The sequence below is a fragment of the Phenylobacterium sp. genome, from assembly GCF_016793285.1.
Lineage (GTDB): Bacteria > Pseudomonadota > Alphaproteobacteria > Caulobacterales > Caulobacteraceae > Phenylobacterium.
Genome location: NZ_JAEUMO010000242.1, coordinates 1 through 14321 on the forward strand (window position 1 = coordinate 1; position 14321 = coordinate 14321).

At 69.6% G+C, this 14321-nt stretch carries 14 protein-coding genes and 1 pseudogene; 5 read left to right on the forward strand and 10 right to left on the reverse strand.

The window, feature by feature from the left end:
- Positions 1-477: pseudogene (locus JNL41_RS20595) on the reverse strand (electron transfer flavoprotein subunit alpha/FixB family protein); the annotation flags it as partial.
- A complete protein-coding gene (locus JNL41_RS20600) occupies positions 478-1224 on the reverse strand; it encodes an electron transfer flavoprotein subunit beta/FixA family protein (protein ID WP_293478054.1) in 747 nt (248 codons plus the stop codon).
- Between the two features lie 147 nt (positions 1225-1371).
- Between JNL41_RS20600 and JNL41_RS20605 the strand changes: the two genes are divergently transcribed.
- Positions 1372-1638 (forward strand): hypothetical protein, encoded by a 267-nt coding sequence (locus JNL41_RS20605; RefSeq protein ID WP_293478055.1) that lies wholly within the window; start codon positions 1372-1374, stop codon positions 1636-1638.
- 12 nt (positions 1639-1650) lie between these two features.
- Here JNL41_RS20605 and JNL41_RS20610 read toward each other — a convergent pair whose 3' ends face one another.
- Positions 1651-2232, reverse strand: coding sequence for a cob(I)yrinic acid a,c-diamide adenosyltransferase (locus tag JNL41_RS20610; protein WP_293478056.1), 582 nt, complete (start codon positions 2230-2232; stop codon positions 1651-1653).
- Positions 2232-2429: a twin transmembrane helix small protein gene (locus tag JNL41_RS20615; RefSeq protein WP_293478057.1), complete on the reverse strand. Its 198-nt coding sequence runs from the start codon at positions 2427-2429 to the stop codon at positions 2232-2234. Before JNL41_RS20615 ends, JNL41_RS20610 begins: the two co-directional genes overlap by 1 nt.
- 337 nt (positions 2430-2766) lie before the next feature.
- Between JNL41_RS20615 and JNL41_RS20620 the strand changes: the two genes are divergently transcribed.
- Both JNL41_RS20620 and JNL41_RS20625 read left to right on the forward strand, forming a co-directional pair.
- Positions 2767-3417, forward strand: a complete 651-nt coding sequence (locus JNL41_RS20620; RefSeq protein ID WP_293478058.1) for a TetR/AcrR family transcriptional regulator — start codon at positions 2767-2769, stop codon at positions 3415-3417.
- Between the two features lie 19 nt (positions 3418-3436).
- Positions 3437-4093 carry a TetR/AcrR family transcriptional regulator gene (locus JNL41_RS20625; RefSeq protein ID WP_293478059.1) on the forward strand — a complete coding sequence of 219 codons (657 nt, stop codon included), beginning with the start codon at positions 3437-3439 and terminating at the stop codon, positions 4091-4093.
- Positions 4094-4109: 16 nt separating this feature from the next.
- On the opposite strand, the gene JNL41_RS20630 is transcribed toward JNL41_RS20625, so the two are convergent.
- Entirely contained in the window at positions 4110-5057 is a 948-nt protein-coding gene (locus JNL41_RS20630) for a D-alanyl-D-alanine carboxypeptidase family protein (RefSeq protein ID WP_293478060.1), read from the reverse strand.
- 45 nt (positions 5058-5102) lie between these two features.
- Between JNL41_RS20630 and JNL41_RS20635 the strand changes: the two genes are divergently transcribed.
- Positions 5103-6194 carry a L,D-transpeptidase gene (locus JNL41_RS20635; protein WP_293478061.1) on the forward strand — a complete coding sequence of 364 codons (1092 nt, stop codon included), beginning with the start codon at positions 5103-5105 and terminating at the stop codon, positions 6192-6194.
- 3 nt (positions 6195-6197) lie between these two features.
- On the opposite strand, the gene JNL41_RS20640 is transcribed toward JNL41_RS20635, so the two are convergent.
- The 5 genes from JNL41_RS20640 to JNL41_RS20660 form a co-directional block, all read right to left on the reverse strand.
- Complete coding sequence (locus JNL41_RS20640; RefSeq protein ID WP_293478062.1) at positions 6198-7301, reverse strand: aromatic ring-hydroxylating dioxygenase subunit alpha; 1104 nt, start codon at positions 7299-7301, stop codon at positions 6198-6200.
- Between the two features lie 46 nt (positions 7302-7347).
- Entirely contained in the window at positions 7348-8955 is a 1608-nt protein-coding gene (locus JNL41_RS20645; protein WP_293478063.1) for an alpha-glucosidase, read from the reverse strand.
- Positions 8956-9184: 229 nt separating this feature from the next.
- Entirely contained in the window at positions 9185-9805 is a 621-nt protein-coding gene (locus JNL41_RS20650; RefSeq protein ID WP_293478064.1) for an ATP-dependent Clp protease proteolytic subunit, read from the reverse strand.
- 105 nt (positions 9806-9910) lie between these two features.
- A complete protein-coding gene (locus tag JNL41_RS20655; RefSeq protein WP_293478065.1) occupies positions 9911-11386 on the reverse strand; it encodes a M20 family peptidase in 1476 nt (491 codons plus the stop codon).
- A gap of 199 nt (positions 11387-11585) precedes the next feature.
- Positions 11586-13490, reverse strand: a complete 1905-nt coding sequence (locus JNL41_RS20660; protein ID WP_293478066.1) for a PQQ-binding-like beta-propeller repeat protein — start codon at positions 13488-13490, stop codon at positions 11586-11588.
- Positions 13491-13677: 187 nt separating this feature from the next.
- Here JNL41_RS20660 and JNL41_RS20665 point away from each other — a divergent pair.
- On the forward strand, positions 13678-14321 hold a 644-nt coding region (locus JNL41_RS20665), incomplete at its 3' end, for an SDR family NAD(P)-dependent oxidoreductase (RefSeq protein WP_293478067.1).

Consider the following 14321-nt stretch of genomic DNA (forward strand, 5'->3'; position numbering starts at 1 on the left):
TCCGCCTTCCGCCGCCGCCTTGAAGGCGGTGGGGCGCACCGTCAGAACCTTCTTGGCGTCGCCCGACTGCACCGTCTCCATGGCGTTGCCGGCATAGATGGGGTGGGTGAAGGTGTCGGCCTAGACGACCTCGGTCACGTCCGAGATCTGCGCCACGTCCAGCTTCGCCGCGACGCGGGGGCTGAAGTTCTTACCCTGCGAGGTGGCCGGGGTCAGGATGGCGTCGTAGCCGCCCGCCAGGCCCACGATCAGGTCGGCCACGGATTCGGCCAGGCCCTGGCCCAGCTCGGCGCTTTCCGCGGTCAGCACCTTGCGCACGCCCGCGATCTTGGCCGCTTCAGCCGCGATCGCCGCGGTGTTCGTGCCGGCCACCAGGATGTCGATGTCGCCACCGATCGCCTGGGCGGCGGTCACCACCTTGTGCGTGTTGTCCTTCAGGGTCGCGTTGTCGTGATCCGCGATGACGAGAACGGCCATTTAGAGGACCCCCGCGGTCTTGAGGTTGGAAACGATGTCGGCGGCGGTTTCCACCTTGATGCCGGCCGAACGCTTCGGCGGCTCGGAAACCTTCACGACCTTGAGGCGCGGGGCGGTGTCGACGCCGAGCGAGCCCAGCTCCTTCACGTCCAGCGGCTTCTTCTTAGCCTTCATGATGTTGGGCAGCGAGGCGTAGCGCGGCTCGTTGAGACGCAGGTCGGCGGTGACCACCGCCGGCAGGCTCACGTCGATGGTCTGTAGCCCGCCGTCAACTTCACGCGTCACGGTGGCCTTGCCGCCGCCGATCGCCACTTCCGAGGCGAAGGTCGCCTGCGGCCAGTCGAGCAGCGCCGAGAGCATCTGGCCGACGGCGTTGTTGTCGCCGTCGATCGCCTGCTTGCCCATCAGGACCAGCTCGGGGCTCTCTTCGCCGATCACCGCCTTCAGCACCTTGGCCACCGCCAGCGGCTCCAGGTCCTGATCGGTCTGCACCAGGATGGCGCGGTCGGCGCCCATGGCGAGCGCCGTGCGCAGCGTCTCCTGCGCCTGCGTCGGGCCCACCGACACGGCGACGACCTCGGTGGCCACGCCCTTTTCCTTGAGACGGACGGCCTCTTCGACCGCGATCTCGCAGAAGGGATTCATCGACATCTTGACGTTCGCGAGGTCGACACCCGTCTGATCGGCCTTCACGCGGGCCTTGACGTTGTAGTCGATCACCCGCTTGACCGGGACCAACACCTTCATGGGTTGCTAGCGCCTCAAATTGTTCGCGGAAAAGCAATAAGCGGGTGGCTGATACCCGTTCCGCCGCGCTTTGCAAGTCTGGCGGACAAGGTTGTGCCGCGGCGCACAAAACTAGCCAGACCCGCCTGTCCTTACGTAAAAGGCCACATGAACCCGCATATCGAGCGCCTGAAGCTGATCTTCTTCGGCCTTTTCATCGCCGCGGCCATCGGCGTGGGGGTCTGGCAGGTGTGGTGGGTGCAGCCCGCCATGCACTGCGAGAAGGAGCTCAGGAAGTGGTGGGATCCGGTCGAGCGCATCTGCGCCACCCCGGTGCTGACCAGCGACATCACCGGCCGCCTGATCACCGACGAGAAGGCCCTGGCGGAGGCGAAGAAGGCCATCGGTCGGGCCTCTGCGCCTGACAGGAAGTAGTTCCCTTCCCCGCTACGGAAGGGAACGCGTCGCGCCGGACTTCCAGAACACCTCGGCCGCGCCGCGGTTGTTGGCCCATCTCGCGGCCACGAAGAGGAAGTCCGAGAGGCGGTTGAGATAGCGCATCGCCGGTCCGCTCACCGGCTCGCCGGCCTCGACGAGCCGCACCGCCTCGCGCTCGGCCCGCCGGCACACCGTCCGCGCCAGGTGCAGCGCCGCCGCCGCCGGCGTCCCGCCCGGCAGCACGAACGAAGCCAGCGGCGGCAGCTTGTCGTTCAGCGCGTCGATCGCGCCCTCCAGCCACGTCACCTGTCCGTCGCTCACCCGCAGCACCGAGCCCTCGGCTTCGCCGTCCCTCGGCGGCGTCGACAGGTCCGCGCCCAGGTCGAACAGCTCGTTCTGGATCCGCGCCAGCATGGCGTCGAGTTCGGCGTCGGCGAGGCCCGCCCGCGCCAGCCCGAGGCAGGCGTTGGTCTCGTCCACGGCGCCATAGGCCTCGACCCGCAGGTCGGCCTTGCTGACCGGCGCGCCGGTCGAGAGCCGCGTGGTCCCCGCGTCGCCGGTGCGCGTGTAGATGCGGTTCAGCGTGACCATCAGCTATGGCTGCGCCACCAGACCGCGAGGCAGAGGACGGCTATCGCGATCGCCTGGGTGATCACGCGCAGGCGCATCAGCTTGTTGGAGTACGACCGCCCGAAGTCGCCGCCGCGGAACAGCGAAAAGATCCCCGCCGCGAGCACGATCGCGACCGCCGCCAGCGCCGCGTAGATGAGGTAGTCGAACACGTCCATGCGCCCAACTTAGGCCGCAGAGCGCCGATAGGCCAACGCCAAGCTCTTGTTTCTTCTGAATTTGAGTTTGGCGTGCGTGATCATGTTCAGCGAGCGCCGCTCAGGGCCTCCGGTCAGATTCGACGTGACGGGGGATTCCTTATGGAATAAGGGCTTGCCGGTCGGCGACACCGGTCTCGAAGGGTCCGGCGCCCGGCAGGTTGCAACTCTGTAACCCAGTTCGAGTAACGAGTTAGTTGAACACGTTCATCACCGGTGATACCGCATGGCAGCGCCGGTTTCTCCCCCAAACCAAGCACTTCGCCGGAACCCCCCTCCGGTGAACGACAAGAGACGAATGAAGCACATTTCCCCCAACTCGGTCGCGGCCGATTCTCCGGCCCGCGCCCCCACCCGCCGCGCCCTCGCCAAGCAACAGACCCGCCTCAAGGTCCTGGCCGCCGCGCGGCGCCTCTTCTCCGAACAAGGCTACGAAGGCGCCACCATCCGCGACATCGCCTCGGCCGCCGGCATGTCGACCGGCGCCGTGTTCGCGAACTTCACGGACAAGTCGGACCTCTTCCGCGAGATCATGATCGACGACATCGAGGCGCTGATCGCCTCGATGCGCGAAGCCGCCGAGCGCGGCCGCAACGTCGAGGACGGCCTGCTGAAGATGTTCATGGCCGGCTACACCTTCTACAAGACCCGCCTGCAACTGGCCCGCGCGGCCTTCTCGGTGTCGTGGGACAAGGACGGCGGCCCGACGCTGCGCGGCCTGCCCAACAACGTCACGATGCAGGACCTCTTCACCGAGAGCCTGGCCAACGCGGTCACCCGCGGCGAGTTGTCGCAGGAAGCCGAGGTGAAGCTCCGCTCGCAGATGCTGTTCGACACCTACCTGTCGAACTTCCCGCAGGCGATCTTCGAAGGCTGGAGCCTCGACGCGCTCCAGGCGCGTGCGCGCGACCAGATCCGCATCCTGCTGGCGGGCGCCCGTCGCGGCTGAGGCGGCGAGCGCATCCCGCATGAAGGCTGACGTCGGACCCACGCCTCCGCTGCCTTCGGGAAAGGCGGCCCCGCCTGCTCGGCAGTCGCAGAAGGAAGCGACGCGCCAGCGGGTCATCGCTGCCGCGCGGGAGCTGTTCGACACCCACGGCTACGAAGGCACGACGATCCGCGAGATCGCCCGTCATGCCGGCGTCGCCGTGGGCTCGGTCTTCACGACCTTCGCCTCCAAGGGCGAGATCCTCTCCGAGGTGATGGCCGCCCGGCTCGACCCGCTCTACGCGGAGATCGACCGGGTGATGCCGCATGTGCGCGGCTCCACCGCCGACCGCCTGCGGACGATGTTCGCCGTCCACTTCGAGTTCGAGGCCCGGCATGTCCGGCTGTTCCTCAGCCACATCGCCGCCGCCTACGACTGGACGCTCGCGCCCGGCGTCCGGCCCTACGGGCGCAACCAGCGCCTGCGCGAGGTCATCCGCGAAACGCTTCGGCGCGGCCAGGCGGAGGGCGACGTCCGCCCCGACGCCGACCTGGACGAAGTCATCGACCTGCTCGTCAGCGCCTACGCCTGGACCTACCGGCTGGTGGTGACCAGCAACGCCGACGCCAAGGCCATGATCGCCGTCATGGACCGCCAGATCGGCCTCATCGCCGACGGCTTCGCGCTCCGCGCCTGAACCGGCCTCCCGCGCGCTACGGCGCCTCTCCCGTCCACTCCCAGTGCCACGGCTCGAACGGGTAGTTCACGAACCCGAACCGGCCGGCGTTCGCCAGCAGCCAGCGGTAGGTCGCCGTCCGCGTCATGAAGAGCCGGTTCGGGTCGGCGCTGGAATCCGGTCCGAAGCCCGGGGCCTGGCCCACGTACATGTCCGCCGCCAGCCCGGTGCGATGCGCCGAGCAGCGGGCCCGCACGACGCCGTCGCAGTTGCCCTCCGCCTGGCAGCGCGCCGCGTCCGCCGAGGGGCTGCGATAGCCGGAGAAGATGGAGAGGTTGCGCGGGTCGGCGGCGATCTCGGGGACCTCGGCGCGGGCGGCCGAGACCATGCGCCGGTAGGCCGCGAGCGCGCGCGGCCGCATCCACACCTGCTTGCCGCCATAGCCCTCCTCGATCCGCGCGGCGGTGATCAGGTCCGGCGTCTCGGGGCAGGCGCCGCCGGCCGTGTAGCGCACGAATTCGCGGCGGGTCTGCACCACGCTCTTCATGGCCAGGAAGACGGCCTCGCCGAAGACGCCGTCGGGCTCTCGGCCGTTCGCCGCCTGCCAGCTCGCGAGCGCGGCGGCGAAGCCCTCGGCGTTGGCGGGGCAACGGGTGCGGATCTCGTGCTGCACCAGCGGGACGTAGATCTCCCAGCCGGTCTCCGCGCGGCCGAACGGCGCCCAGTTCAGGGTCGGCAGCGAATCGGCGTTCGCCTGCGCCGCGGTCCGCCAGCCCTCGAGGCGGCATTCGGCGCTGACCGGCTGTGGCCCGACCGGCTCGACCGGCTGGGGCTCGACCGGCGCCTGGGCGAACAGGCGGCCCAGGGGCGCCTCCACGCCCGGCTGTCCCGGCGCGCACGACGTCACGCGGAAGAAGACGATGCCCAGCAGGACGCCCGCGATCGCGAGCGCCTGCAGGAACCCCCGGACGTCTCGAAGCTTCATCTGCATTCCGCCGCAGCAAGTCGCGGCTCAACGCAGAGGTCCAGCATGAAGTTCTCCGCGATCCTGCTCGTCGGCCTGGCGCTCCCGGCTCTGGCGGCCTGCGACGTGCGGATCACGCCGAAGCCCGAGACCAGGGCCGCCGCGCCGGCGAAGGCGTCTCCGGGCCCGCCGCAGGCGTCGACGGCCGGGCAGCCGCCGGCCCAGCCGTCGTCGTCGCCAGTCGCGACCGCCATCGACCAGGCGGTGTTCAGCGCCCAGCTCGCCGATCCCAGGGCCAGGCGCGACCTCTGGGTGCGGGCCCAGGTCCTCCTCGACCGCGCGCACTTCTCGCCCGGCGTCATCGACGGCCTGGACGGCGAGAACATGCGCAACGCCGTCGCCGCCTACGAGCGCGCCAACGGCCTGCCCGAGGACGGGATCCTGGACGTCGAGGTCTGGGACCGGCTGACGGCGGACTCCGGCCCCGTCCTGACCGACTACGTCATCACCGACGCGGACGTGGAGGGCCCGTTCACGCCCGACATCCCGAAGGACTACGCCCGGATGGCGAAGCTGGAGCGACTGGCCTACGCCAATCCGCTCGAGGCTCTGGCCGAGCGCTTCCACATGGACGCGCCGCTGCTTCAGGCCCTGAATCCCGGCGTCGACTTCGCCGTGGCCGGCACGCGGATCGTCGTCGCCTATCCCGCCCGCGAGGCGCTCGCCGCCAAGGTCGCCACCATCGAGGTCGACAAGGGCCGCCAGCAGGTCCGCGCCTACGACGCCGCCGGAACGCTGCTCGCCGCCTATCCGGCGACGGTCGGCTCGCAGGACCTCCCGAGCCCATCCGGCGAACTCACCGTCACCGCCGTCGCGCCGGCGCCCACCTGGACCTACGATCCCTCGAAGCTCAGCTTCGGCGACAGGAAGGCCGGCAAGCTCACCATCCAGGCGGGGCCGAACAACCCGGTCGGCGCGGTCTGGATCGACCTCTCGAAGGACACCTACGGCATCCACGGTGCGCCCGAGCCGCGGCTGGTCGGCAAGGCCGCCAGCCACGGCTGCGTCCGCCTCACCAACTGGGACGCGGTCCAGCTCTCCAAGGCCGTCGAGAAGGGTACGCGGGTGGTGTTCACCGGCGAGGCGGGCAAGGCGTAGCCTCTAGCTCCGCCACCTGAGCGTCGCGGGCTCGACCGGGTTCACGAACGCGCGGGCCTCCCGGCGGCTCGCCACCCATTCGCGCTTCAGGGCCTGATACCACTTGGCCTGGCGGTCGGCGTCGTCCAGCCAGAGCAGCGACGGATCGTGCTTCAGGCCCTGGTTCTGCAGGTCCACCATCTCGGCGTCCTGGCGCAGGAAGGTCCGCGCCATCGCGCCGATCACCGGCTTCAGCAGCGTGAAGGCCGGGTGGTCCGACCAGGCGATCTGGGTCACCTGGGTCCGCCGCTCGTCGATCGGCGTCAGGCAGGTCAGCGACAGCACCTGGCGGCGGCCCACCACCACATGCTCCCAGCGCAGGCCCGGCAGGCGGAAGGTGATCTCGGTGAGCGGCTGCCCGCCCAGGAGCGCGTAGGCGCGGCTGTTCTTCGACGGCGCGTGGCGGACCATGGCGAAGCCCTGCTCGCGCGGCTCGAACCGCTTTTCCTTGTCATGCTCGGATCCGGCCGTGCGCCACCACCACTGCCGATGCACGTAGGGCCCGTGCGCCGGGTCCATCAGGCCCACGACCGCCTGGTCGATGTGGGCCTCGAACACCATGCGGTCGACCAGCTTCGGCGCGCCGCCGACCACGCCGGGAAAGCTCGGCGGCGGATGGTCGGGCTCGGAGGCCGGCGAGGATCCCATCCACACGAACGCCATCCCCTGGCTCTCCGCCACCGGATAGCGCCGCACGCGGATGCGCTCGGTCTCCATCGCCTGGTCGGCGGTCAGCGACGGGATCGCCGCGCAGGCCCCGTCCGCCCGGAACCGCCAGCCGTGATAGGGGCAGGCCACCGTCTCGACGCCCGCCGCATCCCGGTGGAAACGGCCGGCCGACAACGGCGCGGCGCGGTGCGGGCAGACGTCGCGCAGCGCGAAGACCTCGCCGCCCCTGCTGCGCCCCAGCATCACCGGCTCGCCCAGCATCTCGACGTGGCTGAGCTTGCCCGGCTTCAGGTCGCCGGACAGCGCCGCCAGATACCAGGCGTCGGTCAGGAAGCCTTGGCCGAAGCGCGCGCCGATGGCGCTCTCCGGGCGGGCGGCAGGGGTCTCGCCATCGGGCATCGCGCCCTTCTAAACGCCCGGGTGCGCCGCAGGAAGCACGGCGCGCCTATACCGCCGGCCGCAGGAAGCACGCCGCATAGGGCGACAGGCCCACGGACTCGCCCCGCAGGTCGGCCTCGCCGGTGCGGAGCGGGAGAAGCTCCGCCTGCGCCAGTCCCGGATGGGCGAACACCTGCGGCTCGCCCGAGAAGTTGAAGACGCACAGGACGTCGCCGTCTTCGTGCGCGCGGACGAAGGCCGCCAGCGGCGCAGGCACGGCCAGGAACGCGATGTCGCCCACGCTGAGCGCGGGCGTCGCCTTGCGCAGCGCGATCATCTCCTTCGAGAAGCTGAGCGCCGAGTCGGGGTCGGCGCCCTGTTCCTCCACCGACAGCCCGCGGTGTTCGGCGGCCAGCGGCAGCCAGGGCTCGCCGCTGGTGAAGCCCATGTTCTCGCCGGTCGTCCACGGCATCGGCGTGCGGCAGCCGTCGCGGCCGCCGTCGTAGGGCCAGTAGAGGTCGCCCACCGGGTCGCGCAGTTGGTCGCGGGTCAGCGAGGCCTGCGGCAGCCCCAGCTCCTCGCCCTGGTAGACCAGCGTCGTGCCCTTCAGCGCGATCAGGAGCGCGAACATCATCTTCGCCAGCTCGGGCGAGGCGTCCTTGCCGCCGAACCGGCTGACGGTGCGCGGCACGTCGTGGTTCGAGAAGCTGATCGTGGGCCAGTGGTCCGGGAAGCGCGCCAGCGTCTCGTAGTGCTGCGTCACGAACCCCGCCTCCAGCTTCCGCTGCAGCAGCATCACGAAGGTGTAGCCAGAGTGCAGGCCGTCCATCGGCGACAGGTACGCGCCGCAGCGCTCCTCCTCCTCCGAGAATTCGCCGAACACGAAGCGGTCCGGAAACGCGTCGACCCGGCGGCGGATGACGTCCAGCGTCTCGACGTTCTCCTCGAGGTTGGAGTCGTAGTGGTGGAACTGGAGGTTGCCGGCGTGGCTCCAGTTCAGCCCGCGCCGCTCGGCCATCGGCACGGGCGGGTTCGGCGTCAGCGCCGCGTCGTGCAGGAAGGTCCCGGCCACGTCGAGCCGGAAGCCGTCGACGCCCTTGTCCAGCCAGTGGTCCAGCACCGAGAGCGCCGCCTCGCGCGCGTCCGGGTCGCGCCAGTTCAGCTTCGGCTGCTGGCGCAGGAACTTGTGATGATAGTGCTGCCGCCGTGTCGGCTGGTAGGCCCAGGCCGGACCGCCGAACACCGACAGCCAGTTGTTCGGCGCGGTCCCGTCCTCCTGCGGATCGGCCCACACGTACCAGTTCGCCTTCGGCCCATCCCTGCCGCCGGTCAGGCTCTCCACGAACCAGGGATGAACGTCGGACGTGTGGCTCAGCACCTCGTCCAGCACCACCTTCAGGCCGCGGGCGTGGGCCTCGTCCAGCAGAGCCTGGAAGTCCTCGTCCGTCCCATAGTCCGCCTGGATGCCCGAGAAGTCGGCGATGTCGTAGCCCCAGTCGCGGTTCGGCGACGGGTGGATGGGCGACAGCCACACCCCGTCCACGCCCAGCCCCTGGATGTAGTCCAGCTTCGACATCAGTCCCGGCAGGTCGCCGTGCCCGTCGCCGTCCGAGTCGCAGAAGCTGCGGACATAGACGTGGTAGAGGATCGCGCCCTTCCACCACGGCTGTGTCATCTCTCTCTCCCGCTCATCCCGGCGCAGGCCGGGACCCAGATCGCGAACGCCCGAGCTGATGGGATCAGCGCAGAGCCAGTCGAACCTCTCTAGAGCATCGTGCCGAAAAGTGGCCGCCGGTTTTCGGCGAAATCAAGAATCGGGAGCGCGCTGCTTGATTCCCGGATCACGCAGCGCGCTCTGCCGCCATTCCATCTGGGTTCGCCGGGATGAGCGGAATGGGAGTGTCCTACACCTCCGACGCGTCGGTGATGATCTTGCCGACCAGGCCGTACTCGACCGCCTGCTCGGCGCTCATCCAGAAGTTCCGGTGGGTGTCCTTGACCACCTTCTCGTAGGGCTGGCCGGTCTCGCGGGCGATCATCCGGTTCACCCGCTCCTGCATCTTGATGATCTCCTCGGCCTCGATCTGGATATCCGAGGCTTGGCCGCGCACGCCGCCGGCAGGCTGGTGCAGCAGGAAGCGCGTGTTCGGCAGGCAGAGCCGGTTTTCCTTCTTCGCGCCCAGGAAGATGTGCGCGCCGGCCGAGGCCACCCAGCCGGTGCCGATCACCTTCACGTCGGCGCCGCAGAAGCGGATCATGTCGTGGATGGTGTCGCCGCTCTCGACGTGGCCGCCCGGCGAGTTGATGATGACGCGGATCGGCTTGTCGCTCTCGGCGGCCAGCGCGGTGATCTGGGCGGTGACCCGCTCGGCCAGGCGCATGTCGATCTCGCCGAAGATCAGCACGGTGCGGCTCTTGAACAGCGCGTTCTGGACCGGCCCCGCCGTCATCGGCATGTCGGGCAGGCGGCTCTTGTCCTCGTCGTCGCCGTCTTCGTCGTCGAGGTAGGAAGTCCACTTCAGCATAGGTCGCGCCTTTTGGTCAGCCGCCGCGGCGGGCGGTATGTTTCGTACCCCTGGAGTTATTGGTCCGTTGCGGTTCCGGCAAGTCCGCAACGCTGCGTCTTCGCCTCACCCCGCGCTGGTCACGATCAGGCGCGCGTAGAACTGGAGCATCTTCTCGAGGTTCTTCAGCGTCATGTGCTCGTTGGTGCCGTGGATCATCTCGATGTCGCTCATCTCGAACTCCACCGGCTGGAAGCGGTAGACGTCCTTCGCCACCGGCGCGAGGTAGCGGCTGTCGGTGCCGGCGGTGACGAGGCTGGGCGCGACCGGCGCCCCGGCCACGGCGCCGGCGGTCGCGGCGACCATCTTCCAGCCCCACGAGGTCGTGGACGAGACCGGCGACGGCTCGTTGGGCTTGCGGGTCCAGGCCAACTCCACCGGCAGGCCTTCCACGGCGTTCTTGGCCCGCGCCATCACGTCCGCCGAGGTGTCGCCCGGTGCAATGCGGTAGTTGATGAACGCCGTGGCGTCCTGCGGCAGCACGTTCTCCTTCGGGCTGCCCTTCAGCATGGTGGGCGCGATGGTGGTGTGCAGCAGCGCCGCGCCGGACGCGGTCGCCGCCGCCTGCTTCGTCATCAGCCCGCCGAACAGCCACTCGTTGGCCACCGCCATCCGCACCGCGAACGGCGCGGTCGGGGCCAGCGAGCGGATCATGTCCGCGCCCGGGCCGGTGAATTTCAGCGGGAAGCCCTTGTCCGAGATCGCTGTCACGGCACGGGCCAGCGTCACCACGCCGCCGCCGTCGGCCGGCGGGGCCGAGGAGTGGCCGCCCGTCGCCGGCGCCGTCACCTTCAGCGTCGCATAGCCCTTCTCCGCCGTGCCGATCACCGCCAGCTTGCCGCCGCTGATCGGGTTCTTCAGCAGCACCGCCAGGCCTTCGTCGAGCACGAACTCGACGGTGATCCCCCGGCTCTTCAGGTAGGCGGCCGCGGCCGGCGCGCCCTGGCCGATGGCCTCCTCGTCGCCGCCCGAGACGACGATCACCGTCCGCTTCGGCCTGAACCCCTGCTTCAGCAGGGTCTCGGTCGCCTCGAAGATGCCGATCAGCGAGCCCTTGTCGTCGATGGCGCCGCGGCCCCAGACGGCGCCGTCCGCGATCACGCCGCCGAACGGCGGATGCCGCCAGTCGTCCTCGGTCCCGGCCGTCACCGGCACCACGTCCTGGTGCGCCATCAGCACGATGGGGGCGAGCGAGGGGTCGCTGCCGGGCCAGGTCATCACCAGCGTCCGGCTGGCCAGCTCCACCTTCTGCATCGCCGCGTGGCTCAGCGGATAGCTGGCCGCCAGCATCGCGTGCAGCTTCGTCCATTCGGCGTCGACGTCGTCGGCGCGCTCCTGGTGGCGCACGGTCGGGATCTGGATCGCCTGGCTCAGGTGGCGCGCGGCGAGGTCCACGTCCATCGCCACCGGCGCTGCGACCTTCACGTCGGCGAGGTCCGCCGTCGCGCCGCCCTTGAACGTCAGCGTCCGCACCACGACCACGGCCGCCAGCACCACGACAACCAGCAGCAGCCCCAGCAGGACCCGCACCACCACCCGCATCACCGCAATCCCTCCGACCTCTGGCTCAGCTTAGACCACGGCGGCCTACCCTCAAGGCCGCGAAGCGGCGCCTTCCGATTCAACAAACCGCGGAATACGCGGAATTGCGCGGAAGACTTCCGGCGCTTTTCTCCGCGTCATTCCGCGTATTCCGCGTGTTCCGAAAGACTGAGCCTCCGCTGGCGCGAAGGCTCCGGGGTCACTTCGGCCGGAACGCCAGCAGCACGTTGCCCGGGGCCTGGCCGAACATCCCGTAGCCCGAGCCTACCAGGACCAGCCCGTTCACCCCCACGATCGAGGCGGCGTCGATCGAGCCGCCCCGGCCGGGCACGCCGTTCAGCGTCGTGAACTCGCGCAGGGTGTCGTAGCCCCAGACCTTCGCGCCGGTCTTCGCGTCCAGCGCCACCAGCCGTCCGTCCAGCGTGCCCTGCACGGCCACGCCGTCGATCACGGTGACGGCGCCGGAATAGCCGTAGAGCCGGTCGCACCGCGGCGCTTTCTTGCCCCGCTCGCCCGCGCAGTCCGGCGTCGCCGAATAGTGCCACCGGATCTCGCCGGTGCGGGCGTCCAGCCCGTACATGCCGGGTTGCAGCTTCGGGTCGATGGGCGCGCCGCCGGGCAGCGGCCGGCCGACCTGCGCCACCGGCACGATCACCATGTCGTCCAGGAAGGCGATGCTCCAGTGGATGCCGCCGTTCGGTGCGCCCGTGCCGATGTCGGTTCGCCAGACCACCTTTCCGGTGTCCGGATCCATCGCCCAGACCGTCCCCGACTTCTGGCCCGCCAGCACCAGCTCGCGCCCGCTCTTCAGCTTCGCCAGCATGAACGAAGCGCCGAAGTCCACGTCGCGATAGACCGTCTCCGGCGTCTTCACGCAGTTGAACCGGCCCGGCTGCGGATTGAGCCCGCAGCCGATGTTGAAGATGTCGTCGGCGGTCGCCTGGTGGCTCCAGGCTTCGGTCCCGTCCTTCAGCCGGATGGCGATCAGGGCGTCGGTGTTGCGGTGCGCGGGCGGCGAATTGCTCTCGCCCGTGCCGAAGAAGATCAGCCCGCGCTTCTCGTCGATCACCGGCGAGTTCCAGATCGGCGCGCCCGAGGGGCCGAGCAGCGGCTTGCCGTCGCCGCGGTCGCGCACCGGCTGGGCGTCCGGCATGGTGTCGTAGCGCCACTGCTGTTCGCCGCTCTTCGGGTCCAGCGACAGCACGTAGCCGTGGTTGGTGCAGCAGGCGACCTTGTTGTCGCCGGCCATGGTGATCTCGAACTGGCTGACCGGCACGATGATCCGGTCCTTCAGCACGCGCGGCGTGCCGGTCGTCATCGAGTAGGAATAGCTGCCGACCTGTTTCTTCCAGATCGGCTTGCCGGTGCGCGCGTCCAGGACGTGGACGGTGGTGTCCAGGCCCGCGAAGGCCAGCACCGGCGTCCCGTCGGCGATCACGCCGTAGGCCGCGCTCGTGCGCAGCGGGGCGCCGGGGGCGTTGTAGACCCACTTGATGCAGGGCTTGCCGGGATCGCTGACGTCGAAGGCGTACATCGCCGACGATTCCGCCACCGGCAGGAACACCATGTTCCCCACCACCGCGGGCTGCGCGCGGATCATCGTCGTCTCGGGGAAGCCGATGGCCCAGGCGAGGTCCAGCTTGCTGAGCTTCGCCTTCGTCAGTCCGGTCTGCTTCGCCGTCAGCGTCCGCGTCTGGCGCGCGTCGAAGCCGAAGGTGGCGACGCTCGCCGGGCCCTTCACCGCCACCGTCTTGCTGGCGCAGGCCATGGCCGCGCTCCAGGTCTCGGTGGCGGCCTGGCTGCGGCCGGTCAGGTAGCCGATGAGCTGTCCGCGCTCGTCGGCCGAAAGCCCGTCGGCCATCGCCTGCATCTTGCCGCCGGTCATGGCGAACTCGAGCGTCTGCACGCTCATCGCCTCCAGCGCCGCCTTCGAGGGCGAGCGGCTCGCCTCGGGATTGTCGTGACAGGTCGCGCAGCGCAGCCGGTAGATCGCCTGCCCCGGATGCGGCATCTGCCCCACGCTCTGCGCCAGGCTGGCCGAACTCGCCGCCCACACGCCGACCGCCGCCGCGATCCCCGTGGCCACGCCCCACAACGTCCGCATCGATTCCCCCAATACGCTGGCGGCTCTCGCCCGGCCGCCTCGTTTTCGAAGATACGGCATCGGGGCGGGCCGTCACGCGCAATCGCACGCGCGGGTTCGCATTCGCGCCGGGCGCGACGCCTTGACCGCGCGTCACCACCCGTCGCAAATGACCGCCGACTTAAACAGATGTTTGGAGGAGCCTGCGATGGCCGTACTGGAAGCCCCCAAGGTGAGCGCCAAAGGCCTCTTCGATCTCACCGGCAAGGTGGCGGTCATCACCGGCTCGTCGCGCGGCATCGGCAAGGCCATCGCCGAGCGCATGGCCCAGCAGGGCGCCAAGGTGGTGATCTCCTCGCGCAAGGCCGGCCCCTGCGACGAGGTCGCCGCCGCCATCAACGCCGAGTATCCGGGCCACGCCATCGCGGTGCCGGCCAACATCTCGTCGAAGGAAGACCTGCAGCGCCTGATGGACGAGACGCGCAAGGCGTTCGGCCAGATCGACATCCTGGTCTGCAACGCCGCGTCGAACCCGTTCTACGGCTCGCAGCTCGATATCCCCGACGACGCGTTCAACAAGATCCTGTCGAACAACATCGTGGCCAACAACTGGATGATCCAGATGGTGGCGCCCGAGATGAAGGCGCGCATGGACGGGGCCATCATCATCGTCTCGTCCATCGGCGGCCTGCGCGGCAGCCAGGTGATCGGCGCCTACTGCATCTCCAAGGCCGCCGACATGCAGCTCGCCCGCAACCTCGCCGGCGAGCTCGGCCCCTACAACATCCGCGTGAACTGCGTGGCCCCGGGCCTGGTGAAGACCGACTTCGCCAAGGCGCTGTGGGACAATCC